The organism is Paenarthrobacter sp. R1, from assembly GCF_030264015.1.
Classification (GTDB): Bacteria; Actinomycetota; Actinomycetes; order Actinomycetales; family Micrococcaceae; genus Arthrobacter; species Arthrobacter ureafaciens.
This window is the reverse complement of record NZ_CP127115.1, coordinates 3197598-3224238: the sequence shown is the minus strand read 5'-3', so window position 1 is coordinate 3224238 and position 26641 is coordinate 3197598. Positions and strand designations below refer to the sequence as shown.

Annotated in this window: 33 protein-coding genes and 1 pseudogene; 15 read left to right on the top strand and 19 right to left on the bottom strand. The window is 60.8% G+C overall.

Annotated features, from left to right (window positions below; genetic code table 11):
• Positions 1–328: 328 nt before the first annotated feature.
• Positions 329–2023, top strand: a complete 1695-nt coding sequence (locus QN084_RS15655) for an alpha/beta fold hydrolase (RefSeq protein WP_069695383.1) — start codon at positions 329–331, stop codon at positions 2021–2023.
• 213 nt (positions 2024–2236) lie between these two features.
• Here QN084_RS15655 and QN084_RS15650 read toward each other — a convergent pair whose 3' ends face one another.
• On the bottom strand, positions 2237–2875 hold the full coding sequence (locus QN084_RS15650; RefSeq protein ID WP_139126796.1) for a hypothetical protein: 639 nt from the start codon (positions 2873–2875) through the stop codon (positions 2237–2239).
• Positions 2876–3313: 438 nt separating this feature from the next.
• On the opposite strand from QN084_RS15650, the gene QN084_RS15645 reads away from it, so the two are divergent.
• Entirely contained in the window at positions 3314–4174 is an 861-nt protein-coding gene (locus tag QN084_RS15645; RefSeq protein ID WP_259362850.1) for a peptidylprolyl isomerase, read from the top strand.
• Between the two features lie 201 nt (positions 4175–4375).
• On the opposite strand, the gene QN084_RS15640 is transcribed toward QN084_RS15645, so the two are convergent.
• The 3 genes from QN084_RS15640 to QN084_RS15630 form a co-directional block, all read right to left on the bottom strand.
• A complete protein-coding gene (locus tag QN084_RS15640) occupies positions 4376–5110 on the bottom strand; it encodes a GIY-YIG nuclease family protein (RefSeq protein WP_069695380.1) in 735 nt (244 codons plus the stop codon).
• Positions 5111–5357: 247 nt separating this feature from the next.
• The gene (locus tag QN084_RS15635; RefSeq protein WP_069695379.1) at positions 5358–5585 is read right to left on the bottom strand and encodes a helix-turn-helix domain-containing protein; all 228 of its coding nucleotides are present in this window, start codon (positions 5583–5585) and stop codon (positions 5358–5360) included.
• Positions 5586–6611: 1026 nt separating this feature from the next.
• Positions 6612–6959, bottom strand: coding sequence for a hypothetical protein (locus QN084_RS15630; protein WP_069695378.1), 348 nt, complete (start codon positions 6957–6959; stop codon positions 6612–6614).
• 178 nt (positions 6960–7137) lie between these two features.
• Between QN084_RS15630 and QN084_RS15625 the strand changes: the two genes are divergently transcribed.
• Positions 7138–7278 (top strand): hypothetical protein, encoded by a 141-nt coding sequence (locus QN084_RS15625; protein ID WP_259362847.1) that lies wholly within the window; start codon positions 7138–7140, stop codon positions 7276–7278.
• A 109-nt stretch (positions 7279–7387) separates the two neighbouring features.
• On the opposite strand, the gene QN084_RS15620 is transcribed toward QN084_RS15625, so the two are convergent.
• The 8 genes from QN084_RS15620 to QN084_RS15585 all read right to left on the bottom strand — a co-directional run bounded on the left by QN084_RS15620 (position 7388) and on the right by QN084_RS15585 (position 12849).
• Positions 7388–7675: a TM2 domain-containing protein gene (locus QN084_RS15620; protein ID WP_069695377.1), complete on the bottom strand. Its 288-nt coding sequence runs from the start codon at positions 7673–7675 to the stop codon at positions 7388–7390.
• Between the two features lie 223 nt (positions 7676–7898).
• A complete protein-coding gene (locus QN084_RS15615; protein ID WP_069695376.1) occupies positions 7899–8210 on the bottom strand; it encodes a hypothetical protein in 312 nt (103 codons plus the stop codon).
• A 51-nt stretch (positions 8211–8261) separates the two neighbouring features.
• Positions 8262–8621 carry a hypothetical protein gene (locus tag QN084_RS15610; protein ID WP_069695375.1) on the bottom strand — a complete coding sequence of 120 codons (360 nt, stop codon included), beginning with the start codon at positions 8619–8621 and terminating at the stop codon, positions 8262–8264.
• Positions 8622–8818: 197 nt separating this feature from the next.
• Positions 8819–9262, bottom strand: a complete 444-nt coding sequence (locus QN084_RS15605; protein WP_069695374.1) for a hypothetical protein — start codon at positions 9260–9262, stop codon at positions 8819–8821.
• 489 nt (positions 9263–9751) lie between these two features.
• Positions 9752–11359 (bottom strand): serine/threonine-protein kinase, encoded by a 1608-nt coding sequence (locus QN084_RS15600; RefSeq protein WP_069695373.1) that lies wholly within the window; start codon positions 11357–11359, stop codon positions 9752–9754.
• Positions 11360–11408: 49 nt separating this feature from the next.
• Complete coding sequence (locus QN084_RS15595) at positions 11409–12248, bottom strand: FHA domain-containing protein (RefSeq protein WP_083261825.1); 840 nt, start codon at positions 12246–12248, stop codon at positions 11409–11411.
• 144 nt (positions 12249–12392) lie between these two features.
• Complete coding sequence (gene secE / locus QN084_RS15590) at positions 12393–12584, bottom strand: preprotein translocase subunit SecE (RefSeq protein WP_083261824.1); 192 nt, start codon at positions 12582–12584, stop codon at positions 12393–12395.
• A gap of 85 nt (positions 12585–12669) precedes the next feature.
• Positions 12670–12849, bottom strand: coding sequence for a hypothetical protein (locus tag QN084_RS15585; RefSeq protein ID WP_069695371.1), 180 nt, complete (start codon positions 12847–12849; stop codon positions 12670–12672).
• A gap of 164 nt (positions 12850–13013) precedes the next feature.
• Here QN084_RS15585 and QN084_RS15580 point away from each other — a divergent pair, with 164 nt between their 5' ends.
• The 8 genes from QN084_RS15580 to QN084_RS15545 all read left to right on the top strand — a co-directional run bounded on the left by QN084_RS15580 (position 13014) and on the right by QN084_RS15545 (position 18798).
• Positions 13014–13412 (top strand): PDDEXK family nuclease, encoded by a 399-nt coding sequence (locus QN084_RS15580; RefSeq protein ID WP_175430147.1) that lies wholly within the window; start codon positions 13014–13016, stop codon positions 13410–13412.
• Positions 13413–13602: 190 nt separating this feature from the next.
• Positions 13603–15234: an AAA family ATPase gene (locus QN084_RS15575; RefSeq protein WP_069695369.1), complete on the top strand. Its 1632-nt coding sequence runs from the start codon at positions 13603–13605 to the stop codon at positions 15232–15234.
• 9 nt (positions 15235–15243) lie between these two features.
• Positions 15244–15669 (top strand): hypothetical protein, encoded by a 426-nt coding sequence (locus QN084_RS15570; RefSeq protein WP_069695368.1) that lies wholly within the window; start codon positions 15244–15246, stop codon positions 15667–15669.
• Entirely contained in the window at positions 15666–15884 is a 219-nt protein-coding gene (locus QN084_RS15565) for a DUF2997 domain-containing protein (RefSeq protein ID WP_069695367.1), read from the top strand. The genes QN084_RS15570 and QN084_RS15565 overlap by 4 nt, the downstream gene beginning before the upstream one ends.
• Positions 15881–16681, top strand: coding sequence for a ComEA family DNA-binding protein (locus QN084_RS15560; protein ID WP_069695366.1), 801 nt, complete (start codon positions 15881–15883; stop codon positions 16679–16681). The genes QN084_RS15565 and QN084_RS15560 overlap by 4 nt, the downstream gene beginning before the upstream one ends.
• Positions 16678–17298, top strand: a complete 621-nt coding sequence (locus QN084_RS15555) for a 4Fe-4S single cluster domain-containing protein (RefSeq protein WP_259362845.1) — start codon at positions 16678–16680, stop codon at positions 17296–17298. The genes QN084_RS15560 and QN084_RS15555 overlap by 4 nt, the downstream gene beginning before the upstream one ends.
• Positions 17299–17751: 453 nt before the next feature.
• Complete coding sequence (locus QN084_RS15550; RefSeq protein ID WP_182264043.1) at positions 17752–18432, top strand: hypothetical protein; 681 nt, start codon at positions 17752–17754, stop codon at positions 18430–18432.
• Between the two features lie 84 nt (positions 18433–18516).
• The gene (locus tag QN084_RS15545; protein ID WP_069695364.1) at positions 18517–18798 is read left to right on the top strand and encodes a hypothetical protein; all 282 of its coding nucleotides are present in this window, start codon (positions 18517–18519) and stop codon (positions 18796–18798) included.
• Between the two features lie 2 nt (positions 18799–18800).
• Here the strand turns inward: QN084_RS15545 and QN084_RS15540 are convergent, their stop codons facing one another.
• Positions 18801–19310, bottom strand: a complete 510-nt coding sequence (locus QN084_RS15540) for a hypothetical protein (protein ID WP_069695363.1) — start codon at positions 19308–19310, stop codon at positions 18801–18803.
• A 572-nt stretch (positions 19311–19882) separates the two neighbouring features.
• Here QN084_RS15540 and QN084_RS15535 point away from each other — a divergent pair.
• A complete protein-coding gene (locus QN084_RS15535; RefSeq protein WP_168529652.1) occupies positions 19883–20089 on the top strand; it encodes a hypothetical protein in 207 nt (68 codons plus the stop codon).
• Between the two features lie 18 nt (positions 20090–20107).
• Here QN084_RS15535 and QN084_RS15530 read toward each other — a convergent pair whose 3' ends face one another.
• Entirely contained in the window at positions 20108–20245 is a 138-nt protein-coding gene (locus QN084_RS15530) for a hypothetical protein (RefSeq protein WP_168529650.1), read from the bottom strand.
• A 464-nt stretch (positions 20246–20709) separates the two neighbouring features.
• Between QN084_RS15530 and QN084_RS15525 the strand changes: the two genes are divergently transcribed.
• Positions 20710–21135: a hypothetical protein gene (locus QN084_RS15525; RefSeq protein WP_168529648.1), complete on the top strand. Its 426-nt coding sequence runs from the start codon at positions 20710–20712 to the stop codon at positions 21133–21135.
• Between the two features lie 8 nt (positions 21136–21143).
• Here QN084_RS15525 and QN084_RS15520 read toward each other — a convergent pair whose 3' ends face one another.
• A complete protein-coding gene (locus QN084_RS15520; RefSeq protein WP_168529646.1) occupies positions 21144–21569 on the bottom strand; it encodes a hypothetical protein in 426 nt (141 codons plus the stop codon).
• 12 nt (positions 21570–21581) lie between these two features.
• Positions 21582–22046, bottom strand: a pseudogene (gene thyA / locus QN084_RS15515) (thymidylate synthase); the annotation flags it as partial.
• Between the two features lie 993 nt (positions 22047–23039).
• Here thyA and QN084_RS15510 point away from each other — a divergent pair.
• Positions 23040–23633: a hypothetical protein gene (locus tag QN084_RS15510; protein WP_168529644.1), complete on the top strand. Its 594-nt coding sequence runs from the start codon at positions 23040–23042 to the stop codon at positions 23631–23633.
• Between the two features lie 40 nt (positions 23634–23673).
• The gene (locus QN084_RS15505; RefSeq protein WP_168529642.1) at positions 23674–24474 is read left to right on the top strand and encodes a hypothetical protein; all 801 of its coding nucleotides are present in this window, start codon (positions 23674–23676) and stop codon (positions 24472–24474) included.
• A 39-nt stretch (positions 24475–24513) separates the two neighbouring features.
• Here QN084_RS15505 and QN084_RS15500 read toward each other — a convergent pair whose 3' ends face one another.
• The 3 genes from QN084_RS15500 to QN084_RS15490 all read right to left on the bottom strand — a co-directional run bounded on the left by QN084_RS15500 (position 24514) and on the right by QN084_RS15490 (position 26388).
• Positions 24514–24789, bottom strand: a complete 276-nt coding sequence (locus tag QN084_RS15500) for a hypothetical protein (protein ID WP_182264041.1) — start codon at positions 24787–24789, stop codon at positions 24514–24516.
• 438 nt (positions 24790–25227) lie between these two features.
• Positions 25228–25791 carry an exonuclease domain-containing protein gene (locus tag QN084_RS15495; RefSeq protein WP_168529638.1) on the bottom strand — a complete coding sequence of 188 codons (564 nt, stop codon included), beginning with the start codon at positions 25789–25791 and terminating at the stop codon, positions 25228–25230.
• 18 nt (positions 25792–25809) lie between these two features.
• Complete coding sequence (locus tag QN084_RS15490; protein ID WP_264398814.1) at positions 25810–26388, bottom strand: HNH endonuclease; 579 nt, start codon at positions 26386–26388, stop codon at positions 25810–25812.
• Positions 26389–26641 lie beyond the last annotated feature (253 nt).

Below are 26641 nucleotides of genomic sequence, written 5' to 3'. Positions count from 1 at the left end.
CAACAGCCAACCCCACGTCTAGTCCGAGCAGTACTGCCTCACCCCCTGCTGAAGCAGAGCTCCAGGCGATAGAAGCCAGTATTGCGTCCGGCGACGCGGCAGCGGTCCTTCAGCTTATGGGCGAACCCACGGATGGAACTGTGGCACCTGAAACCCTCGCCCAGCTGAAGGCGATGGCCATCAAATTCGACATGTCGACACTTACCCGGTTGGGCGATGGGCCAGCGTGGGAGCTCACTGCCAAGGATTCCTCAGGACAATCCTGGCGCGTAGGTTTGGTCAGACCGAACAGCGGTCAGCTAGTTGTCGCATACGAGGAGCCCGCCCAGTGAAACGGATAATCCACGCCCTGGTTGCCCTCACTGTTGCCCTCGCTGGTCTGCTTATATCCACGCCTGCTCAAGCGGCGCCGGCGGCGAGGGAATGCCCCAGACAGTCCGGTGATGCAGCCACCCAAGTTCGAGCAATTCCCGTCATCTACGTGCATGGCTGGACAGGCAATGGAGCGACCGCCGAGCGAGACACCGTCCCCATGCTCACCACAGCCCTTGGTGATAAATACCAGGTCTTCGCCTTTGACTACGGCTGGGCAAACACGACGTGGGGGGCCGAAGAGAAAATTAGCGGTTGTCTCGCACAGTTCATTGAACACCTCTCCGAGGCCAACCAAGCCGCTCAAGGCGCGGGGCAGGTTGCCATCGTCGCTCACTCCATGGGTGGCCTGGTGAGCCGCGCCGCGACAACCTATCTGGCACAAGATGGAAAATCCGAGTCTCTTGCTGGGATCGTCACACTGGGCACGCCCCACCAGGGGACACCCTTTTACGGCGCCCTTGCCACTGTCCAAGAATTAATTTCACGAGCCATTCCGAGTTTCCACGGGAGCATCGTTCCGGAATGGACCAAAATCGCGACGCCGCCGAACGATTCTCCGGCGTCCAAGTGTCTGGCCTTTCCCCATCCTGACCCCTGCGCGCCTGTCCCCTACGTTCAGCCGGGACAACGGATCGCCACGGTGGCCGGGCAAGTGGAGGTGACAGTCACCTTCTTCGGCCTCAAACTCAACAACGCTGCAGTGCTTGATGTTGGGGACAGCATAGTTCCAACCGGCTCTGCACTCGGTTACCCAGGGTCAGCAGCCGGCGCAAGCCCACGCGGCAGCTACCTCGGCGAGAAGAGGGTGGTATGCCAGCGCACCACCTCGCAACTGAACGCTATGGCACTTCAATTGGGATTCTTCGACTTCGCCAATGTCAACTCCTATCTCGATGAAGTGGCCTCCGGCAGGGCCGCGAGTGGCATGTCTTCATGGGCATTTGCTCTGAACTTCACCGGCGCCCCCTGTAACCACGGCGCACTCCCCAAGAGCGAGCAAGCGCTTGCCTACGCAAAAGAGTTCATTGACGCCATGGACGTCGGCGAATTCGGTTTAGCACGTACATTTTCCGGACGAACTCCGGATCTGCAGTACGCCGGGACAGCAGACAGGGTCCCGTTCACCTTCAGGACCAAACCAGAATGGACGGTCGCCTCCAAGTATCAGGACCATCAGTTTGAAGTGACGGACGAACGCGGGGAGACCCTGGCGACGCTTTCCTTCCCTCTCGATTTCTCCCCGGCCCCCCAGGCGTCCATGCCGACGCACGCTGTCCAAGTTCTGTTGAACTCCACGGCAAGTCTGCAGACTTCCGCCCGGCCATGCACGACGTGCAACCTCCAGATCCAGGCCTTTGCCATCGACTCAAAGGAGGCAAAGCTGACCACCGGGCAACCGGCCGTGCAGGGATGGACGAAGCGAGTCGCGGCCATAACCCGGCTCGCGGACACCTCCACTCCTCCGACTTCCGTGACCGCCCTCGGAGGCCCATCTCCACACATGATCAAGACACCGCTGGGTCACACCGCCGTGGCTGACTGGAGCTCAGTCCGTTACTTCGACACGCTCGACGAAGCTGAAGCATGGCTGAACTCACCCGATCAGAAGTCAGTCGCCAGAATGCTGCTCTCTCTTCGCTTCGACTGAGCTCACGCTGACCTATCTGAAGGGGAAGGGGAACAGCGCTGCCTGCATTCGGAGAATCGAGCAACTCCTGCCTGAGGGTTCATGTCCCCCTTTCGAGAGCCGAAAGGAAGTAAGGGGCTTGTCCGGGACCGCTGGCTGCCAGAGGGATGGTGAAGTGAACCGCGCAAACCTTCTAACGCAAGACCGCGATGGGATTAGCTTTTGGGTTCCTGGTCAGCAAACCTGCGTTGAGGCATGGACTATTCGTCCCATTCCAAAGCTAAGAGTGCCGCAGATGCCCTTTGTATCGTAGTAGTTAAACATCCAACCATCCGGCGCGACGAAACTCTGTGCAACAGCTTCAGCGGTAGCCGCCGGTACGGTGTACGTTTCGGTTTTTGACCCCTTCATATCAACCGTGGCTTTGGTCATGGTCTCCTTGTTTGGACCCTTTATGTCGAATCCCTTCCAGTTGAGACCGCAGTATGGGAGCCTGCTATAGTCAACCCACTGTTCAGGCTTGGTCGCCGAACCGATACCCAGCGCCGCGAGTGACCCTTTTCCGGGCGTAAGGGCGAATTTGCAGACTGCCGAGTCTTTATCCCAATAGGGAGTCACATTCAGCGGAGTGTCGACGCTGAACTGATGATGGGCCGAGGTTAAGGTCCCCGTGGCGTGGCCACTGAAAGTGACCGTGAGTTTTACGTCGGGACCATCCGGTTCGGATTCCGTGGCCACTGTCAGCTGATCCGCGTTGAAGTCCCATGTGGTGCCAGAGCCGCTGAAGTCTTGGACGACAGTGAATATCTCCGCCGCCGGCGTGGAAATCATACGCGGTGGAACAACTGCTGGTGTGGGCGGGCTGAGGCTCACTGATGTCTCCGGCCGGGGTCCGTCTGAAGAATTCGCGTTCTGGCTTGAACTTGATGCGGGAGGACCAGCGCACGACGTGACTAGGGCTGCAGCCGCAAGCATGGGCGCTAAAATCTTGGATAACGCCATCTCTCCCCGTTTCACCTAGCCAACCAGCTATTAACGACCAGAGATTACATGCAGGTGGGCCCGCAAAGTCAATTATTCGCGAATGTTTCGTTGGTGATTGGCCCAAAAACTAGATCCGCCAGTCCCACAGGCTATTAGGCCCGCTGAGAATCATGAATTTCCTTCCCACCTGTGAGTTAGCCAGGCATTCTTCCGGACAAGAGAACGCATCGCGTCGTGATACAACGCGGTAACGGCTCCGTATGAATTCTCGCCGGGCGCCCGTGGCATGATGTGGCCAGAAGCTCAGATCAACCCATGTGGGGAAACATGTCAGATATACGCAGAGATCATGATCGACAAGAAAGAACCAACACACTCGCCGTTGTGTCGTTCATATCCTCGTTCTTTGTGGCGGTGGCAGGCATCGTCACCGGGCACATGGCACTGCGTCAGATCCGCCGGACAGGAGAAGGCGGTCGCGGCCTTGCAATCGCGGGGCTCGTGATCGGGTATTGCTCCACGGCGACAATACTCATCTTTGTCACTGTGCTATTCGTGGCCACCACCTCCATAGTGACAGCCACTGACACGGTTGTCTCGGTTCCTTCCAACACACACAACATTGATGATCCGACCCCGACGCCAGCCCCTACATCGGCGCCCACACCTCCCTCCGCCACCCTTGCTGAAGGTCGTACCTGGAACGCAACCCTCACCCTCGACGGACAGCGCTTGGGAGTCCAGCTTCTAGGACAAGACGCTCCCCAAGCTGTGGCTTCTTTCATTTCACTGGCCACCAAAAGCTTCTTCGATCAGTCCGCATGCCACAGACTGACCACAGGTGGCTTCGACCTGCTTCAATGCGGGGATCCCACAGGAACGGGTGCCGGTGGTCCTGACTACCACTTAGGGCCTATCGAGAATGCGCCTGCCTCCGAAGTGTACAAGAAAGGGTCCATCGTGATGGCCCGCAAGGGCAACGACGCCACCAGTATGGGGAGCCAGTTTTTTATCGTCTATCAGGACACTAAGATTCCGCATGATCCAGCGGGAGGATACTCGGTTTTCGGAACGGTCATTGACGGACTCTCGGCTGTTGAGAAGATCGCAGCCGCTGGCGTGGTCGGTGGAGGAACGGACGGTCAACCGATCGCACCCGCTGTACTTCAAGGAGTCAAAGTTGAATGAGGGCCGTCCAGCCCAACTCGGCCATGACGTACCCAGGTAGCGAATAGCGCCGCATCGGCTCCTCCCGTTCGGCTGTGTGGAACCACAGCGACGGCCAAAGAAACGGCAGCCCATTGCCAGTTCGACCCATGGACCAAACCCGCTAACTTTCAGCAAACGGGCTGGACCACCAAGGGCAAGGAGATGAGCTTGGAACCGTCTCTAGTCCGGCCAGACGACTTTTTCGCCCATGGCCTCGAGGAAGGCTACGTACTCCTGCACGCTCAGATCACCACACTTGGCCGCCGAGGCGATGCTGTCCCTACGGGACCACAGGAACTGTGTGCCGTCTTCCCGCTGGACTGAATGAATGCTCATGTCCATCGCAGCCAGGACCTCGACCAACCCCGCCTCCGCAGCTGACCGGTCCACGGCTCCAGAGTCGTGGACAGCGTCCCGCTCCCGTTCGTATTCCTTAAGGCTCAGCGATGCCGTACCCACGCCATGGGTGCGGGCGCGGGGGCTGAGCCCAGACAACATGCGAGCCATTGGTGTCGGTTCACCACCCATCATCCGGTTCAGGCAGAAGCGTGGGTCGGCGTCGGCCTCGGCTCGCTCTTCCACGGCATAGGGGTTGCGACCGCGGGCGGCGAAAATCCGGGTGTTGTCCAAGGCTCGCAGCTCGTCCACCGGGAAGATCGAGTCGTACATGCTTCGTCCGAAAATCAGCCGGTCGAACGGTTTGCGGGCACCCCAGTGCTGCTTGATCCGTTTGCGAAGGTCCCATGATTGGCCGATATAGAACTGCTTGTATTCGTCGAAGACCATGATGTATGCACCCTCTTTGCCGTCCAACTTAGCCAGGGACTCCACAGGCTTGAAGGTGCGGCCCTTGGCCAGGACATGCTGCAGTGCCGTCTCGAACTCGTCAGCGTCCAGGGATTTGAAGTAGTCCATGGACAGATCAAAGTTCCGGAGGGCCGTATCGCGCTGGCACAGGAGGTACAGGTCCGAGTGCTGGGTATGTTCCTCATCCCGGTAACACCAAGCCAGTGCTTACCACAGCCCATCCGTATATAGCTCACGCTTCGGCCGCTGCTTCTGGGCCCGGTTCGGGTACGCGTACATCTCACGCGTCATCGTATGCCCTTATTTCGAGGCGCGAAGCTTCTCGCCGAAATGCTCGACCGGTCCGCGGGCGACGTCAGTCCGGGAGGTCACCAGCGGTCCGTTCAGCAGTGCGCTGGTATGCTTCGGCGATGAAGTCCTCCACATCTGTGGCTCCGATGCACCACACGTTCCGGCCGCCGACCGGGATCCCCCGGAGGTCGCCGGCCTTCAGTAGCGCTCGGATCTGGACCGCCGTCATGTTCAGTTCCTCGGCAACCTGCTCGATGGTCAGGAACCGGTGTTTCTTCTTCTCTTCTGACACCGCTCCATCGTAGGGGGACGGCTGGATGACCGCGTTCCCCGCCGCGGCCGCACACCCCTGTGGAGTCGTTGCGTGCTATCTGGAAGAGTCGTGCCGGATGTCGACGAAGTTGACCCTCCGGGGGGAAGGGATCAGACGAGCTCTCACGAACAAGCAGCGCAGGCACCACCCGGCGGACGCCGGTCCCAGCGAAGGAAGACTCTTGAGCGACGGCTACCGATCGTACTCTCGGCCTTGATTCTATTGGGGTACATCGCCTACGGAATCAACCTGCAGCTTGACCATTCGAGGCAAAGGGCCGAGATCGTGGCCAAGGTCGAATCCAAGGGTGGCCAGGTCCTCGATCTCATGTGGGGCAACGGGTATCGCGCTGCTTCAGGATGGTCCGTGGGCCACGTCGATGTTCTCTTCGAAGGTCAGCGAAGTCGTTGCTCGCTTGACGGCCTGCAGCGCAACCCTGCAGTGTTCGAATGCGACCCCGTCACAATTCATAGGCGCCCCGCTCACGGCTTTTGTACCTGTCGATGATCAGCTCGTGAAGGGCAAGTTGGGGACGGAGCGGCGGCTCTGATTCGAGTTCGGGGATTCGATGGTGTTGATCCCCGACGATTCCCGGGCACCCCGCCCTAGCCAGGGCTACAACAAGCCCTTTCCAGTGCCGCCGCCCCGTCCCAAGTGGTAGACCCTGCTAGGCGTTCACGGCCGCGGCGTAGGCGAAAGCAGCTGACATTCCTACAGCCAAGGCATATCCCGTGGCGAATACTGCCGGGGTCGCGGTGACCGGTGCAGTTGCGCCGGGTTGCGTCAGCCGGGCGCCTCGCATGGGTGCCGATGAACGTACGTTGCTCCAGCAAGCTCAACATCGCCAAGACCCTCCGTCGCCGGCCAGCAGAACTCGTCGGCAAGTAGAGGACGGCAGCTTGGTGAGCTCGTGGTTTGCGCTCTCACCAGTGGGTTCGTCGTCGCTTATCGATCGGAGGGCTCCGACTACTATCTTCGATTTGGCCTGCCCCAAGCTCTCAAGCGTCAGCACCCCGAGGCGTCATCAGGTGAGGCATGGAACATGTTGACCAGGCTGACGTTCTGAACGTCATTGGGTGAGTAGAAATCTCCACCATTGGCGGTGGTTGAGAACTCCACCTCGACGCCGCCGTCCCGATCCTGCTCGCCGACTACTTTGGCCAGAGTCGCCGACTGGAACTGTATTTGCTTACAGCGCTGCAGATCCCGCTGCCATACGATGGTGGCGTCCGGAGGCAGCTCAGCGGCCGTGAAGAACAATGCTTCCTGTTCGCCGGTCGAAGGCCGCAGGTACATCGTGTAGAAGAGCACCCTGCCGCCGAAACGGAAGACCTCAACGTACCTATCCTGCACGTGGCCGCCATTCAAAGGCAGCGTCGGATCCGGATCGTAAGCAGAGCCCGGTAGGTAGTAATTATCTGCCCTGTGATGGGCCTCCCAGTCGGCTGACAGAGCCCCGTAGGCTGTCAGGACTGGCAAAGCTGCCGCCGGAGGCTGGGTAATGGTGCCAGGGGCGGGAGAGGGTGTGACAGTGGACTGTGATGGTGAAGGATCTGCTGTCGAAGCAGCTGCAGTAGTAGTGGACGGGGAGGCCGTCGCGGGTGTTGTCGAGGCGGCTGCAGTCGAAGGCGATGACGACGCTGTCACGGGCGCTGGTACCGTCGGCTCTTGAGCGACCGATGGCGAGGCGCTCAGCGCAGGAGAAGCAACAGGCCGTGTTGAGCTCCCGACGACAGCAAGGGCCACTGTTCCGAGAAATCCACATAGGACGACGACAGAACTCAGCACCAGAGCGAGGACCGGTTCTGCTGGTAGCCGTACAACGCTCTGCGCTGTTTGTCCTTTTGATGGCCAGAGAGGACGATGATCAGGTCGACGAGCCACCATATTCCATACCCGCCCCAGGTCAGCAGTTTCAGGATGCCGGTGCCGATCTTGCCCAGGTAGAACCGGTCCATGCCGAAGGTCCCGAGAAACAGGGCCAGCAGCCACGTCGTGAGAAACGATTTTTGACCGTGAATGGTCTGCCCCTGGTCCAAAGGCGGCTGGGAGCCATTCCACTGGTTCATGATCATCCTTTCAAAGCGATGACAGGGACGCCGGCCGGACCTGCACTTCGAGTTCTCGCGGAGAATGCTGCGGAACACTCGGCCGTGTGGGACCGACGTCTTGTAATGGATGCTAGCTTTCCCTTTCAAGGCAGTCCATACGCCAGTTACTGCTCACCGCATCCTAACGAGCCGTACTCTCAGCCGAGTCGAGGCCAGCCCTTTAGGGTTTCAGGCTGCATGATCATGACACCTCAAAGTGTTCCAGGGTTTTTGGCCATAAAATCACAAAATCATCCGAGCCTATGCCCCTGTATGCTGCCCGCACGTCCGCCCATCGTGAGTGCGAACCCAACGTCGACGTGGCATCCGCGAACGCTTCCACCGGTAGTTCGGTGTGGACGAAGATATTCATCTCGCCTGACCCAAAATCGTGCCCGTCAACCAGCCCATGCGCTGGAGGGAGTTCAGCAAGCAGCAGGTCTTCCATGGCGACAAGTCCGTCAAAGTCGGCCTCAGTGCTACCTGACCATTGCAATACGAGAATGTATTTCACGGCTACCTACCAAAGCTAGGGGAGCTGGCGAAGCGCAATAACGGTTCGTTGCTACCAGCCTTCGAAGACCGCATTGATCCGTCCCCGAGCTACTACTTTGGGGCCTTCCATGATGAGGAACTCCGCGCCGTCGTGCGTGAAGGACTTGGCGAGGTCAGGGGCCAAGAACCCGACCTTGTAGCGGCGCTCGTTTGAGTCACCAACCACCTCGACTTCCTCTAGAAGAATGCTGAACATCTCCTCCGCTGTTGCTGGCCATCCTGGCTGCACTTCGGCTTCTCCTCCTAGCGGAAAGACGCACGTAGCTGCATAAACGGGAGAGGTTTGGGGGCCACCCCGGCGGCCACCCTCCTCGAGCGTTAGCCATGTCAGAACCGCCGTGGCCACGGGTGTATCAATGGACTTGATCATGGCCAGAGCCTGATTCCGTCCATGGCCCTGTTGATTGCATCGAGTTGCTCTCCGTTCGCGAAGTATGCCGGTCCAATCCCGTCCAGCTTTCCTCCCTGTAGCAGAGTTAATTTGCCAAGGACTGGGGAATTTTGGTGCTGACGGTTTGATCCGGTTCCCGAGTGGAACAGTATGACCCAATTCCGGCGTCTTTCCTGTCATCGCGAAGAACTTTCCTTCCAGCTGCGGCCCAGCAAAGTCATTTTGGGTGTCGCCAGCGCCGCCCGGCCGGTCGGGACATAGAAGCCGTCCTTGAAGGGTTCCAGCCCAAGGTGCCGGCAGTAGTCGACGAGCATCTCATGGGTGAACCTGCCCGTCGTCTTCGCTTCATCGTACTTGGCAGTGTCTTCGAAGTCGTAGGGCTCTCCGTTCTCGTGGAACTTCCACGGCTCAGAATTGCTCAGGCTGAGAAATCTTTTCAGACCCTTCTTGTCATGGACAGTAACGGTACGTGAGCCCCACCGGCCCCGGTCGGGCTCACCGTCGAAGCGCTTGATGTTTCTGGGCTCATCTTCGACCTCGACAGTGGTGATTCCGCGTGCTTCAGGGAAGTGATTTTGCAGGGCAGCATGCAGGTTAGACCCGCCGCGGGAGTTGTCCACGACGGCAGTCCAATCCGGGTTGGTCGTCTCCAGGAGAAGCCACCTATATTCCCAATCGAGCGGTATCAACTTCTCGAAGAGCTCGGGAAGGGTGCCATTGAGCTCGGTGACACGGACCTAGGTCGCCCATTCCGCCGACCGCCCCTGAGCCCACACCCGCCACTCATGGGCGCTCTCATCCAGGGTTGGGTTGATGAAACCCATCCGGGTGGTGATCGGTGCCCACTCGTTGCCCAGCGAAAGCTTCGCTGACAACTTCTGGGCCCGGTGTCTGACGCGGTGGCACTATGGGATTCCTTTCCAAACAGGCGAGGTTGATCCCGCCGACAGCATGGTGCCACATCAAGCCCCTCACCGTTGACGGGTGGTCGGTGCGGACCGGCCACCGATAAGGACTCCTCTGGGTTGGCGGGCCGATGGCGTTTTCACATCGGGACTGTGTGTACTGGGATCCAAGCGCATCAAATCACCCCCGTCGCCCACACTCGATTAGGGCGTAGGGCTCGGCAGCGGCGAACAGAACATTCTGGCATCTCCCCAGACGGCCTTTTGAGTCGAATCGCTCTTGGCTGCGGTCGCCAGGAATGAGACCAGTTTGAATCTGAAAACGCCCGTCAGGTCGACACTCACCTTCTGCGGGACACCGGTGGGAAGGATGCCCAGGTCCTCTGTGGCGCCGTTCTCGCGTTCCAGCAAGAAATGGGTCTTCACCGAGGAAGAGCTGTCGTCCAGTCCGATGGTGGCTTCAAATTTTGTGCACTTGGTGTAGGCGTTCCACAGCGAGGTACTCCTCTTGCCGTCGCTGTCCATCCGCATGACGTAGCTCTGCGGGTAGATGACTCCGGCTATGCTTGCCGGCTTGTCCCCGAATGCTGCGCAGCCGCCGGTGCAGCGCCCTGCTCGGCCTTCGATCTCGGTTTCAATGGGGTCCATATTGGCCAGATAGTACCAGCCGGGTCCGGAAGAAGCGGTCTTATCAGTTGTAGTCGGTGTCGGGGTGCTCGGTGTAGGTGTCGGGGTGCTCGGTGTAGGTGTCGGGCTGCTCGGTGTAGGTGTCGGGCTGCTCGACGTAGGTGTTGGGGTCGGGGTGGTTGGCGCCGGGGCCGCCGCTGGTGTGGTGGGGTCTCCCTGCAGCCCTGGTGCCGGTGGGTTCATCAGCGCCGCAGCCGCCCCTACCAGCGCAACAAGGACGGCCAGGACCAGAACCGCCGGGATCCAGCGGCGACGCCTGGCCTCAGTTGCGGTTGCAGCTGTCGGCGGAGAGACAGGCAAAGGAAGAGCCTCAGTCTGGGGGGCCAGCGGAACAACCGCGGTGACCCCTTCGTGCTGCGCCTGCCGGAAGACCGGCAGCAGATGGGAAGCGGACGGCCGCCGAGAAGGGTCGCGGCTAAGGGTGGCACGGATGCCGTCACTGAGGGAGCCAGCGAAATTGCCCTCGGGGATTCCCATCTCCGGGTCCAGGAGGTCAGGGGTCCGTCCGGTGAAAAGCCATAGCGCAATGGCGCCGAAAGACCACATGTCCGACTCATGGCTTGCTGGCCGCCCTGCCTGCACTTCGGGTGCCATGTAGAGCCGGGTGCCCACGAGGAATTGTGATTCGGTGGCATTAGGGTCTAGTTGCGACTGGGCAATACCGAAGTCGGCCACATATGCCTGGTTGTCTGTCCCAAGCAGTATGTTGGACGGTTTGAGGTCGCGGTGGATCACGGTCGTTTGCTCATGGAGATAGGCCAGTGCCGACAGCACGTCTGCGAGGATGGAGACTTTGGCAGCGTCTGTCAGGGCGCCTGATCTGCCAGCTTTCTCGAGGTCAGTTCCTTCGATGAACCACATGACCAGGTAGAGCTTGTCGTCGTCGATGAAGGTGTCAATGATGGGGACGATCCCGTTGTGCTTCAGCAACGCTTGGAGGGCCGCCTCGCGCTCCAGCCTCCTTTTTACACCAAGCCCCGGAGCGGACCCCTCGCTAAGCCCCTTTATGGCAACGACACGGTTGAACTTTGTGTCGTTGGCCTTCCAAACCTCGCCCATGCCGCCCCTGCCGAGCTTCTGCAGAAGCTGGTATCGCCCTTCCTCAAATGCCTGACCCGTGTGCATGTTACCCGCCTTCCTTTTCGCCCCAAAGGCGCTGACTCCAGGTGCCGGGTTACTTACCGGCGTTGATGATTTCGGTTCCCGCGTCGAAGCGGATCGGATCTGCTTGCCCGATCATGATGATTGCACCGCTGCCCAGCGGGGTCGGCGACGTGACGGTCTGTCCGCTGACTTTGGTCGCGTTGGTGGTTTTCAGCGGCTCCAAAACCCAGCTCCCTCCGGAATGCCGGAGAATCGCGTGCCAGGCGGAGATGTGGTCATGGACGGTGCGGATCTCGTTGCCCTCGGCCCGCCCGAGCCGGTATGGAGAATCTTCCGGCCGAAGAACCCATTGCTTTCCGTTGAAGGTCACCCATGCCATGCCGTTGACCGGTTCGGTCCTGTCCTCATCACCAAGCCCGGCGTCAGCCGTCATCGGGCGGGTGGTCCCATCCCTTGCGTCCTGGTAAGAGAGTACGGGGTTGAGTCTCCGGAGTGTCTCCTTGGGCCAGACAGCAACCGGGACCGGGCCATCCTCTGGTCCATACCATCCTTGGTTCAGCGCGTACTTATGCCGGTAGTCAGCCAGCTGCTTCGCGAACTCGGGGACACTGAACTGCTGCACGAATCGATAGTCCTCGCTGGGCATCGCCACGGTGATTTTCCGTACCCGTAGAGGTTTCCCGGAGGGACCGATGACTCCGCTGTGACGCATTTGTGCCCTGTACTCACGGTTTATCCGCCATAGCGTCAACGGCCCGACGGCCAAGTCTTTGCGGAAGTAGCTTCTCGCTGCCTGCCAGGGTGTGAGGCCGTGAAGACGTCCGAGATTGCTGAAGAACAGCCAGAATCCGCCCCCGACTGCACAGGCAATGCCGCCGTAGATAATCACGAACCCAATGACCGCGTCCACCGCACCTCCATGCCCAAATCCGCAAGATGGGATCAGCGTACTGGCTAGGCGATGGCCTGGGGACTCCTTGCGCCTTGATGACGACACATGTCGTAGGCAGCGAAGCGGCGGCTCCAATAGGGAACCGCCGACGGTCTCGCCAGGTCAGTTGTCGCCGATGGAGTTGCCCTTGAACAACAGCGCGAACAGGGGCCCGAAGTAGAGGTCCAGGAGAGTGACGAGCAGGATCATGACGGCCACGAACATCAGCACGGTAACGGTGTAGCGGAAAAGCTCCGTGCGGGTCGGCTTAACGACTTTGCGCAGATCCGCGATGACCTGCCGCGCGAACAGCATGACCGTTGAAAAGAATCCCTTCTTCTCCTTCGTGCGGCGGGTGCTTGCGGCCCGGGGAGGGGCCTATCCCGATGGGATTCCTTGCTTAGACTGGTCCTGCCAGCGGCAGGAGTGGACGTACTCTCCTCCCGCCGAACGTCTCACCGCGGCGCACCTCAAAGTTCAGGTCGTCAATTAGGGTGCGGTCGCCGAAGTCCACCCGGAAACCGGACACGCTGACGGCCAGGTCAGTGGTGACGGGGCCGGGCGCGTACTCCTTGGGCATGGATCTCCTATTTTTGCGGGGCGTGGGAGTATCTGGTCTTCCACCGCATGTGTGCGGCGTCGTCGTGAAAGCTCTTCGCCGTCACATTCAGCGACCTTGACCCGATGACTGGCAGGCGTCCGTATGCTGTAGCCACGGCCGTCGAAGCTGGGGATCAAATGCGGATGTTTCGTAGGGTGCGGGCCATCCCGCTGCTGGCAGCTTTAGTGGTCATGGCCCTGGCGCTGACGTCCTGTGACCTGTTCGCCCGAAAGGGGTCTCCGCCGTCGGAGAGCGTGGTCGGCGACAACGGCGCCGACTTGACCATAGCCGGTGTCCATATCAGCAAGGACGGCAAGCGTATCCTCGTCATCGAGCTCAAACGCGGTAGGGCCAGTGACGCCGTGGTGGGCCAGATTCAGCGATACATGGGCTTTGTCCAGGACACCATGCTGGAACCTGGCCAGGGGGTCGAAGGGCTCATCATTGCCTTGGACGACGACAAGAAGATCCGCAGGGCCCTTTCTGTGGCTTCCAACATCAGGTTCATGAGGTACCGGGTCGAGTTCCACCTGGAGGAGTAGCAACCCCTAAGGACTCTCCGCTAAGGACCCGCCCCGCGTTGCTCAGGTCCCCGCATGGGTAGATTTCTAACGCCCAAATTTGAGCGTGTGCCCGCCACACATGACAATGCTCGGTAACTTGATACTGCTCCCGCTAGTGCTGGGATATGCTGCCCGGAGTTGTGGCACTGAAACACGTTGGGGAGCCTTAGTGAATGCAAAGACGCCGTTGACCTTCGGCAAAACCCTGGTCGAGCTCATCCGGGCGAGGCACCCGATTCTTCTCGTCGAAACTCACGAGGGCAACCGGGTGATCGCGGCCGCCGAAGTCGTTGCTGTCAGTCCCGAACTGCGGCGCCCGCGGAAGGTCGTGGCCTACACGGTGTCAAGGGGTTTGCACGCGCCAGGCCAGGCTGGAAAGCCAACGTCACCGGACACTGCCCTGAATGAAGCCCTCAAGGCAACCGAGCCGACCATCTTCGTGTTCTTCGACCTTCATCACTTCCTCGGATCGCAAGGCCGGCCAGCCGAGCCGATCATGGTCCGCGCCGTTCAGGACGCCGCGCTGGCGTTCCGCACCGGAGAAGTGCCGCACACGCTGATCATCGTCTCCCCGGGTATGACTCTTCCAACCGATTTGGAGAAGGAAGTCACCGTCGTTGACCTGCCGCTGCCGACGGCCGGGGAAATCGAAGGTGTCCTAGACGAGATCGTTGGCGCGAACGCGGCCTCGATCGTTGTCGACCTGTCCCCGGATGACCGGATGCGGCTCATCCAAGCCGCCCAGGGCCTGACGTTGGGTGAAGCGGAGAACGCGTTCGCCCGCGCCATCGCCTCAGACCGACGGCTGGACGCCTCCGACATCGCGCTCGTCCTGGATGAGAAACGCCAGACGATCCGGAAGTCCGGGCTGTTGGAGTTCATCTCTCCTGAAGGGACGATGAACGACGTCGGCGGTCTGGAGAATCTCAAGAAGTGGCTGAACAAACGCAACGGTTCCTGGCTGCCAGAGGCCCAGCGCTGGTCCATCCCGGCCCCAAAGGGCGTCCTCATCACCGGCGTTCCCGGCTGCGGCAAGAGCCTCACCGCCACGTGCATGGCCACGTTGTGGGGGTTGCCGCTGCTCCGCCTCGACGTTGGCCGGGTCTTCTCCGGACTGGTCGGCTCCAGCGAACAGAACATGCGCGGCGCTCTGAAGCTCGCCGAGGCAGTCTCACCATCCATTCTGTGGATCGATGAAATCGAGAAGGGCTTCGGTTCCAGCAGCAGCGGCGATTCCGGAACCAGCCAACGGGTGTTCGGAACATTCCTCACGTGGATGCAGGAAAAGAAGAATCCCGTGTTCGTGATCGCCACAGCCAACAAGATCGACTCTCTGCCCCCGGAATTCCTCCGCAAGGGCCGCTTCGATGAGATCTTCTTCGTGGACCTTCCCACCAAGGAAGAACGAAAACACATCTGGCGGATCCAACTGGAGAAGCGGCTCACATCCGATTCGGCGGCCAGCGGCGACTTTGAAACCACCGAGGACTCACTGGACTTCCTCGCCGAACTAACCGAAGGCTTCTCCGGAGCCGAAATCGCCGAGGCCGCCGTCAGCGCCTGTTTCGAGGCGTTCTCGGAACGGCGGATGCTGAACGAAAAGGACCTGCGCAGGGCCATCTCCAACACCGTGCCCCTGTCGGTCACCCAGGCTGAACAGATCAACGGCATCCGCGAATGGGCTTCCACCCGCGCCGTGGCCGCTACTTCCATCAGCGCCCGTGAGGAGTACTCCTCGACAAGCACCGCGGCCAGTACTGACGTCAACTCCTGGCGCGGCGGCCGCCAGATCGATTTCTAGGCGGCCGCGATGAGCCTCGAAGTTCTCCTCATCCCGCTCGGCATCGCGGCCATCGCCGCCATCCGGGAAGCAAAGAGCACAGATTTGTGCGAGAAGTGCAAAACAACCCGCATCACCGACCAGCAACTTCTCGAAGACGCCTTGGTGGCGATGGGTGCGACCGAGCTGAGCGTGGCCGAAGGCCGAGTCACCGGCAACAGCCCCTACGGACGCATCACGTTCCAACGCATTGGTGAGACCTTCCTTGGCAGGGTCGATCACGACGAACAACAAACCGGCAACCTGCTGGCCGCCCTGGACTTGAGTGTCGGTGCGCTGTTGCAGCAACGCACTATCGAGTCGCTCCATGCCCGTGCAGCGGAAATGGGCATGGTCCTCGTCTCTCAAACGAACGCAAATGGCGAAGTCCAGCTCGTCTTCGAAGAGGCAACATGACGCAGAAGAAAACCATCACCATCACTGTCTCGGCGACCGGGTCAATCACCGCCGAAGCGCACGGCCCCGGACCCAGCTGCACCGATGAACTCGCCGCCATCCAGGCCCTGCTTCCGAATGCGGTCATCACCGACTCACGGCTGACGCCGGCATACTACCAGCAGGCCACAACCGACCAAACGACATACCAGTACGAAAACGAGGCAGACCGATGACCCCCGAAGAGAAACTCTGCTCGCGTTCCTGGCGCCTGCGCAACAGCGCAGGCGTCCTCTGGAGCATCCTCTCCTTCGGCCTTCTCACCGGAGTAAATTTCCTCATCCGCGGCGTGAAATCCAAGAACAAGCTTTGGATCGGCATGGGCATCGGCTTCCTCCTCGTGGGGGTCGGCGTGATGGTGACCTCAAGCATGATCGACTCTGGGACCAAGGCCGCGCCCAAGTCCTCTCCTGAACTCACCATCTGGGGCTGGGTCATGTTCACCTCCTTCATCGGCGGGGTGATCGCATCGTTCGTCACGAACAAGAAGTGGCTCATCTGGAAAGCACACGTCGACGACCGGAAGTGGTACGCCAAGGCAGGAGCCTCACAGCCCGCAAGCAACACCTCCCCCGCCTATGGCTACAACCCCAACGCTGCAGCGGCGGCCTTGGCAACACCACCGGCACCAGTGCCTCATACCCAGCAGCCGACGTACGTGGCGCCCGCGCAATACACTTCCTCGGCCGCCGCACCCGGTGAAGGCATCAATGTGAACACGGCGGCTCCGCAGGAGCTCGTCACGGCACTGGGAGTCGACAACGAGACAGCCAACCGGATTGTCGGCACCCGTCAGCAACTTGGCTCCTTCACCTCATTCGAACAGCTCATCTCCAAGGCACAGGTGCCGCCGCACCAGCTGATCCCGCACCGGAACAAGCTCACTTTCGGTGCCGTGCAGGCCTCCCCAGCTCCCCCCGCGCAACAGCCGGCACCCCAAAGCAACCACAGCGCCCGAAGGCTCGACATTTGATCAACGAGCCGATGCTCCGCGTAGGACGCGTCCTGCACGGCACCACGGCTGAAGGCCCGGGGCTGCGGACTGCCATCTGGTTCCAAGGCTGCAGCATCAAATGTAAAGGCTGCATCAACCCGCACCTGTTCAGTTCACGCGGGGGAACCCAGATGCCGGTGGCCGGGATCATCAAAGACTCGGTCGCCGCCGGTGTCGAAGGCCTGACTCTGATCGGTGGAGAGCCCTTCGACCAACCCAATGCAGGCCATGCGCTGGCTACAGCTGCACACGACGCCGGCCTCGGGATCATTGCCTTCTCCGGATACGAATACGAGACCCTCCGCGGCCGGGACGAATCCACGCGAGCCTTCCTGGCCGAGGTGGACCTGCTCGTCGACGGCCCCTACCAAGACTGGAACCCCGAAACGGAGCGTGCTCTCGTCGGTTCCGGGAACCAGCGCTTCATCCACCTGACTGACCGATACCGGAACTACCGTCCCGAGCTTGTTCGCAACAGAATCGACATTCGCGTTGGCCCGGACGGGACCATCAAAGTTGCGGGCTTCCTTGACTCGGCTTCACTTGAAGAACTGGGCGGGCTGACCAGCTCCGCCCGTACGCTTCGCAGGCCGTAATCGGCGCACATCATTACAGTTGCTGCTAGAGCTTTCCGCCGAAGCCTCGAAAAGCGGCCTCATGGACGTAGAAGGCGGCGTATTTCTATCCCCATCACTTACGGCGAACCCCCGCACGACCTACGGCCTGTCGCCGCGAGTGACTGCAGATAGCTCATCGACGGCCCGCGATTGTCGTCCTTTTCGTCGGGTAAGCGTTAGGTATACGTTCTGACGGCGTCATGGAAAGCAAATACTGCCTCGTGGACTTAGTAGAATAGTTTGGCAGCCGGACGGACCTCGATCGAGATAGCCGAGACAACGGGCGCAGATTGGGGTCCAGGCATGGATTGGATAGCGCAGCAACGTTGCGATGCCACCGAGGGATCCCAGGTCTTCTCCGCACTATGCCATGCTCAGTCAAACGATGAGTGCGTGGTTGATCTATCGAAGAGCGGATGGGTAGGTCCTGGGATGATGGCGTCGTTGGCTGCGTTTGTCGATTCGCGGCGGGCGGCGGGCATTCCAATCAAGTTCGTGCCGCCTGGCGACCGTGACGTACGGTATTACTTGTCCCGGATGGGCATGGGAAAAGTTCTTGATGCCGCAGAGGTCAACCACGGACTGCCCAGCGTGAACGCCAACATGGCCCTGACCCAACGAGCTCTTGTTGAGGTCGCGGCCTTCTCATCCGAGGATGACGTTGCCGCTCTGGTATCGATCGTTAGCTACCAGTCTGTGGCACCCGGATTGCAGCGAGCCGTCTCCAGGGCTCTGCTTGAAGCGGGCTGCAATGTACCGGAGCACGCACGAGTACCGCGTGGCTTTATGGCGGGCCAGGTAATTAACAACCAACTCCGGCTTTCGGTGGCCGATGCAGGCGTAGGAGTCTTATCAACGCTCGAAGGCTCAGGGGCGACCAGCGAAAAGCAAGCCTTGCTGATGGCCGTCAACGGCACCTCGGAATTTGCCGATGCGGATCGAGGACGTGGCCTGAAGTCGATCCATGAATCTATAAGCACACACGGCGGTCGGGGCGCCTTAATCTCCGGGCAATCCGTAGTGACTATGAGCCCTAACCGGCTTTTCGCTTGGACTGGAAACTCAAGCTCGTACGCGGGAACGATCCTTGACGTCGTCCTACCCATCTCGTAACGATTCATCGCAAGTGACGCTCAAAGCCTACCCAAACCTGGGTAAACATATACACTTACAACACAGGCGAAAGGGGAACCTCAATTGAAAATTATCAATGTTCCTAGCGTCGCCGGCTCCCGGGCGCTTGCCGACAGACTGGTTCACTCCGCCGACTTGGCACCTAACGAATCAGTCCTAATCGACAGCCGCCATCTGGACGTCAACACGGACAGTTTCGTTTCGGAACTAGTGAAACTCGTTGCCGAAGCACGCCCAAAGGGCGTCGAGGTAGTCGGTGGAGGCAAGGACTGGCTTGCCGATGTGGAGCGTGAAAGCTCTAAGCACGGCTTGCATGTAACCGTGCGCAAGTTGACCAGCGCCTAACATCAGTCAATCTCCAAGGCCTTCTTTCCGCAAAGATCTATGGCCAGCTTCCACCTATCACGTTCGCCGTGGCGGTCGTGCTCTTCGGAGCCATTGAAGTAGAGCCGCGCGAAGTCCCGCCAGTCATTTAACGCGTCCTTCAGAACTGCGTCCTGAATTCTGCTAACCATCTTTTCAAGCGCAGCAAGCAGATCCTGCTCCTTGTGCTCTGGGAGCGGGTTCTTGCCGTCTTCGCCCTTCTCCCGCCAGGACTTGAGGCTAGTCCATTTCGTCCGTAACGCTTGCGCGGCATCCTGCGCACCGTAGAGCGCTTCACGCTGGCTCTTGTTGCGCCGCTCTCTCCGGCTGGCCAGCATGGAGCCACGGGTGCTCAGGAAGGCTGTGAGCGCTGCCGCCATGGCGGCTATAACCGCGGTCCAATAGGGCTGCGCTTTGAGGCTCTCAATGCGTCCCGACAGCTGCTCGCAGAGGCTGATGAGGTCGCCAGTGCTAAGGGTGAGGCATTGCTCCATCACTCGATCCTATAGGGGCTGATGCACGGCAGATCCTTTATGAACTAGTGCGAGCCGGTCCTTGCCGCCAGCGGTCGATGTCAGCCCAGGCGATACACAGTGGGGAGTTGTTGCTAGGCTGCCAGCCTTACAGGCATTCGCAAACTCCCGGAAACGGGCCATCATGGTCACAGAGCAATGGCAGGAGATCAGCCACTGCCTTCACGGTCGCCTCACCGCGAAGTTGGTTGGAGGAAGTTGTCACGACTCGGAATCTATAGAGTGCGTTGCGTTGTGCCTAGTTCCCTGTTGCTCTGGCGACCTGTCTGGTCTTCCCCTAGTGAGCCTCTCTCGAGCTTCCCTAGACCTCCACAACATCCGGCACATTCAACTAGATGGGGCACGGTGCTGGCCTCAGTTACGGCAGTGCTGTCCGCCCTCCGCTGGTGGGGGATGTAGGTCTATTGTGTGGCCTCTGTTGCGTCGCCGGTCATGGCTTCCCCAAAGTTCGGTAAAAGGGCGTTGCGTCCAATAAGGTCAGCAAGGGAATCCGCTGCCATGGGGGCGCGGATCAGTTGATGAAGGGGATACACATGGCGAACTTGTATGACGGGACGTACCGCAGCGCAGATGAGACGAAGTATGCGGAGCATGACAACGCGTTGCTGGATGCCCAGATTGCTCTGCTCAAGCAGGTCAAGAGCACATCCAGCCCTACCGTGGCTGCCAAATACGCGGAGGCTTATGCGTTAATCAGCGGCAAGACGGTGCTGCCGCCGGTTGAGGTAAAACAGGCGTAGCGACTCTCAAGGCTTGTCCTACAGGCCGACGTCCTTCCGGTTGCTGTCTTCACGCCACGCCTTGAATTCCGCTGGCGTGGCGTGAGGATTCGACTCATGTTCAACCACGACAAGAAGTTCCTCCAGCCCGACGAGGTCAAGGGCGGGCAGAAGCACTGATGAAGTACGAGGTCTTCCTTGTCTGCTTCGATGTTTTGGTGGTGGGGTTGCTCATTTGGCACGCCCGGCGCGACCGCAAGCACCGCCGTGTCAGGCCGCCGACATCTGGGCGAGCCCCAGTCCCAGCGGGGCCCGTCTTTAAGGATCCGTCTTCCAAGAGCCACACGCCGACCCCGTACAGCGGCTGGCCCTAAGCGTCCTCCGGTTCGTTAGGCTCGACGGCATGACGGGATTGACAAGCCCTGCCGATTCGCCCGCCGGTCAGTCCGCAGTGGCCGCCAGGAAGGCATACAAGCAGGAGGACTACATCAGCGACCTCGCCCCTGAGCGACGATGAGCTGCGGGAGCGCATAAGGGAAACCGTTGCGCTGGAACAGCAAGCAATTCAGGAGTGGCTGGATTCCGGGGACTGCTTCATCGTCTCACTGGCCGGCAAGGTCCACCTGCCCACGTGTGACAGCATGAAGCGGTTTGTGGACCGCCAGAACGCTTGGGGTCTTAAACTGCGCTTTCCGGAGCGACTCCGAGGCGACTCACCAGACCAGGACCCCATCCCCGTCTGGCCGCTCCTGAAGACCCGTGCCCAGATCGAAGCAATGCCACGGCGGACGGCGTGCCCACTGTGCAACCCGGAACTCGCCCACCTGGACAAAGCGCGACGGGCCATCACCTGGACGTACTTGCCAGCCCGCAGCATGAAGTCGAAGCACTTCGGCACAGAGTTCCGCCTGCCCGCGGGCACTCTCCTTGGTGCGCTCACCAAGATCACCACGGTGGAGACGATCGACGGCCTCGACTTCCGGGCGGACTTCGAGCACGCAGAAGCCCCCGTCACCGATCCGGACACCGAGTTGATGTATCAGACCGGGACGAGGGCCCTGGCTTAGTCGCCTGGCTAGGCCTGCTCGGCGAGTTCTACGGACTTGCGAACCTGATCGTCGGCACGACTTGGGTATGCGTCCACGGCGGACTGATACTCGGGCGGAAGGCAGACCTCCAGCTGGTCGTCCACACCGAGGAGTCGGAACACGGTCATGATCTTGACGAGGTCAACAGCTTTCAGGGTGTGCCACCCGGAAGAAGAACCAACTCTGTCGTAGCCGCTGATGACGCGAATGAGGTCATCGAGAGCCCACCACCCGTCCTCCTGCTTGTTCCGGTCAAGGCGGTACGCCGCACGGTGCGGGTCGTCACCGAGCTGGCCCTTCTCCAGTCCAAAAGCCTTAGGCCACTCGTATGTGGTCCAGCGGGGTTCGATCGGTGCTGGCTTGTTCAGTCCGTCGATCGCGTCGATGGTGCGCAAGGAGTACGAATGTGTCATGGGTCCATCCTGTCAGACCGCGACAGGTGCCTTGATCCCTGGGGGCGGGTCGTAGCCGACGATCTCGAAGTCCTCGAAAGTGTAGTCGAAGATCGAGTCCGGTACGCGGTGGAACTTCAGCTCAGGGTAGGAGCGGACGTCGTCCAGCCGTCCGAGCTGTTTGGTGACCTGGTCGGTGTGGTTGTCGTAGATGTGCACGTCGCCGCCGGTCCAGATGAACTCTCCGACGTCGAGTCCGGTCTGCTGGGCGACCATGTGGGTCAGCAACGCGTAGGACGCGATGTTGAACGGGACGCCCAGGAACATGTCCGCGGAGCGCTGGTAGAGCTGGCAGGAGAGTTTGCCGGGGGCGCCGTCGACACCGGGTGCGAAGTATAACTGGAAGAAGGCGTGGCAAAGCGGCAGGGCCATGTTGTCGACTTCAGCCGGGTTCCAGGCAGTGACGATGTGGCGGCGGCCGTTGGGGTTCTTCTGTACACCTGTGCGCTCGAAAATCGGAAGGAGCTGAAGGACACCAGTACGAACAGCGGGGCCGCGACCGCCATCAAATTCATGCGTCTGCGGTCGGTTCTTCTGGAGCGAGCCAACAAGGAATTCGAAAAGCATGACCTCGCTCTGATCCCTATCCGGATCTAGGAGGAGATGGAAGGCCGCATACAGCGGCATCACATGTGTACTGATCCCCCGCATTCACTCCCCGGTTTGGTTCATCAGCCTTTGGTCCAGCTGTCCCCGTCGTCCTCCAAACGGAATTCGGGTAGTGCATCGCAAACGCAGTCACGCACACAACCTTCCGGCCCGTGAGAATGCAACGGTGCCGCTTCGCCGCACAGGGCCCAGGACAGATGCAGAGGTGTTATGCCCGACCATCGACCGCCCAACAACGCCGTGGCTGCTTGCCAGACAAGGGAATCCTCTGGGCCGACGGCGACGGAGGGCACCGAGAGATTCTGGTGCGCTTATCGTCGAAATTCATATCGTCTAGAGGGAGCGACTGCCCCTCCCCCTCTGTCCGCGTCAACAGCTGCTCCGGTCAGGGTCTTCTGACTTTGATTGCTTGCCCCGTCGTTACGGCCGCCGTGGAGTGTGCCTTCGCTGCGGGGCGCCACGAGTCTGTTCCACCTCTGGCATGCCGCGGACATCGACTGTCGCAACGGCGATGAAGTTCACGTCTAGCCGGTAGCCGTTGCAGGCCGGAAGCCAGTGCCACAGTGCCCCGGCCGATGATCTTCTCCGTGGCAGCCCAGCACCTTCCTTGATTTGCGGCCCGTCGTTCCCGGCCCTTGGTCTACCCCTATGCGGGCCAGCGGACGACGGGCGTCACCTGCGCAAGGTGGGGGTCTCCGCCCCAGAGCGGGCGTTCTACCCATGTGTGCGGCGCTTGGGATCATCCTCAGCGAATCATTGACACATTTACACAATCCTGAATATGTTTATGTCATTGCGGAAACCGTATGAAGAAAGCAGACCATGACTCTCCCTGACATCACCCTCACGCCCGCCGATCCGATCCTCGACGAGATCCTCACCCCGAACGCCGCCGCCGCATACCTGCAAAGCACCCGCCCGAATATCACCAAGCTTCTGGCGTCGGGCTACCTTGCGGACTTGACCATGTCCTCCCTGACACCGCTGCGGACCGCCGGCTTTGTATCCGCCGGCGGCCAACTGCCGTTGATCCAAACGGCACCGGCCGAAGAAAGCACCGACGACTGGCGCAAATGGTGGGGCGACGCTCCGACCCTCAGTGACGAGGACTGGCTGAACGCCCAGCGTGGCGACTGGACCGGGGCCGGCGCCGACCGGATCGAACGGGCCAGCTACCTTCTGGTCGGGCTCGGCGGCGTCATCACCGGAGTCACCAGGGTCATCAAGGCTGTTCCGTCCGGCTCTCCCCGCAAGGCCCGCTTCGAACTCGAGCTGCTGGGCCGGCTCACTGGAGAGTTGAAGTCCTTCGAGAAGAGCTTCCCGGAGAGACCGTCCGACGAAGAACAGCTTTTCGCGCACAGCCTGGTCGGCAAGCGGTACGAGCCCCGCGCCGGTGGCTCCGTCATGTGGCTCTAGCCACGTCTCGTACCTTCCCAGAACACACGAAAGGCTTGTCGTGACGACCCCTGAAATGTCCATCGAGCACCTCATCGAACAAGGCCATCTCCATCGGGAAACCGCGGGGAAGCACCGCGGGCAATGGGACCGCTTTGAGGAAATCCCCAACGGCCGGAACGGGCCGGCCGTTGAATCGCAGGTCACCACCTTCATCACCATGTTCGGCGGACGCCTGGAACATGCAGCCATCACCTACCTCTGCACCGCGGCAGAACTCAACCTCACGCCTGAAGAACTCTCGCGCCTGCAGCTGATCTCCGGTTCGGAATTTCGCGCCGACGCCGAGTTGGCCACGCGGCGCACGATCGACATCGTGGTCGTGGACCGAAACGATGACCTTCCGGCCAGTAGGGGACGAAACCATTTTCGGCCTGTCGTCGGCGTTGAGGGCAAATACGGTGCATGGGTGAACGGCGGCAATGGGTTCTGCGCCCACACGTCCGAGGAGGACCGTCGTCCAGACGGCTATCTGCCCTACTCAAACCAGGCGATCTGCTATCCCCATGGCTGCATCGACGGACGACTGAACTCCGGGCAGGGAGTCAAGTTCGTCTGGCTCGGCGAGGGACGATCTGATCCCGACGACGTCGGTCCATGGGGACGGAAAGGGCTCCACCCCGGCGACATGGGCAAGATCCCTGGGTTCGAGGAGGCCTACGACCTCCAGAAGCAAGTGATGGGAATCTGGAAGCCGGCTACATGGTCCGGACTGGCAGCCGCGATCCGGGCGGAGATCGGCGGCCCGGAAGTCGAAGCGATCGCACAGTTCCTTCGCGTTGGCGGCCCGTCAGCAAGCTGACGCCAAGATCCCGCCCGGGTACACTGCCGGTGTCCGGTGTCAGCGCATCATGCAACCGCGGTGAGGCATGACATGGGTCCGGTGCAAGGTGCAGCAGTAGCCCTCGTGGTCGCATCCCACGTGCTCATAGTTGTCAGCCAAGATGTCCACACCTACCCGGTCACGTTGCCCGGTTCCGGGAGCGACAGCACTCAGGATGACCGTCCTGCCCGAACGGAGACCGGTCAGGGTCCACCGACTGCCGTCCGCCTTGTCCTGATGGATGTGGCCGATGCCCAGCGAGATGCGGGCCTGGCGGGAGGCGTTCTCTTCCATGGGCGTGATGTGTGCGGCGCCGGCAGCGGGGCTTCCCGCTCAGCGGAAGACGCAGCCCATATGGGGTGTCGTGTGGGTTCCGTGGGTGTCGCAGCAGGCAGCCTCGTGGTCGCATCCGAGGAACTCGTAGCCAGTCGCCAGCTCCTCCAGGGTGACGTGATCACGGACCTGCCGGTTGGGTCCATCGGCGTCATGGAGAAGACAGCTGCGACCTTTGGAGCGGCGGCCCCCGACTTTGAAAACAACCCCGGTTTCCTTACAGCGGTAGTTGTCCCCGAGGTTGGGGCGGACACCTGGCGCAGGCTTGGGCAAGTTCTCTTCCATGGACCTGATGTGTGCGGCCCAGGCCAGCCGCCTCCCCGGAGGGCCAGCGTGCAGGCTTGCATGTCGCACACTGTCGCGGGCTCGGCTTCGCTGACGCGGCCGCACGGCGTGGCATCACTCAATGCCAAGGCCGCGGTAGAGGCCGGTGATGGAGGTGGCGTTGTGGCGGGCAGCCAGGGCCAGTGCGATGCGGGCGCAGGTGCGCGCGTCATCCCCGGCGTTGTGGGCCGCGAATTCCGGCAGGCCCAGATAGGCGGCCACATCGGCAAGCTTGTTTTTAGGCAGCCGGAACGCAGCGCGCGCCAGCGTCTCCGTGCACCGGAACTCATTGGTCAGCCGGGGCAGCCCAGCGATCTCGAAGGACGCACGGAGCACGGCGGTGTCGTACCGGATGTTGTGGGCAAGCACGGGCCCGCCGCGGATGAGTCCGGCCAGGGTCTGCATGGAGTCCTCAAGAGAGGGCGCCCCGATCACCATGGAAGCGTCGATGCCGTGCACGCGCGTCGCGTAGCGGTCGAACGAGTCGAGGCCGGTGTGCGGGTGGATCAGCCAGGACCGGGTGTGCGTGATGATCCCGTCGCGGACCACTGCCACGCCCACAGCGCAGGCGGAGGCTCGGTCGGAGTTGGCGGCTTCGAAGTCGATGGCCGTGAAGTCCAGGCTGGGGGTCGTTTCCATGCCCGACATGTGTGCGGATCAGCTTATAGTCATCACCGATTCGATGGTCCCCTGAGATGGCCACAGGGAAAACTCAAGCTGTTCAAGCGCCTCGGGCTGGCTGCACTCCAAGGTCAGGTCGATGTCTTCTGCAGTAGCCTCCGCGGCAGCTTCGGTCAGCAGGACCTGGAATTCTTGGGCCTCGGTTATGAGCTTGCTTCCTTTGAGCAGATTGCAACCGAGGTGGGCCAGGGCGCAATTGGCGCGAGTATGTCCGCCTCCCAGCGAGATAGGCACTTTGTGCTCCAAAGACATGCTCTTCGGATCCGGCCAGCTGATGAGGGGGTCAATGGTTGCTTCACAAAGCCAGCAGATTCCCTCATCCCTTTCCCATATCTCCGCGAGGCTGAAGTCCTCCACCGTGACACCGCGCAGCCTTGCCCGGCGTCGGGCAGACGTGTTGCGGGATATTTCCCTGGCTTTCTCCGGGTTGGCCGCACGCCAGGCGGCGTTCTGCATCTGGGCACGTTCGCGGTTGTTCCGGTAGTAGAGCTTGCCTATAGCGCTCTTCTGCTCCGCGTTGGCCGCATTCCATTCGACGGCCCGCTGCTTCAGCATTTCATCGTTGCGCCTGTACCAAGCCGCCTGCTGGCATGCGGTCGAGCAGTACCGGGCATCGGCGGCCATATGCCAAGGGATGACCGCCTGGCAGTTGCCACAGTGTCGAATGGTCAGACTCCTCAGCCGAATAGTCTGCTGGCGGGCCATCCGATTCGCTTGAGCGCATACGTCCGAGCACATCTTGTTTCCACCTGCAAGTTACCCTAGGGGCCAGCACTGACAGTTTTGAGCACCGCCGACGCATAGAGGG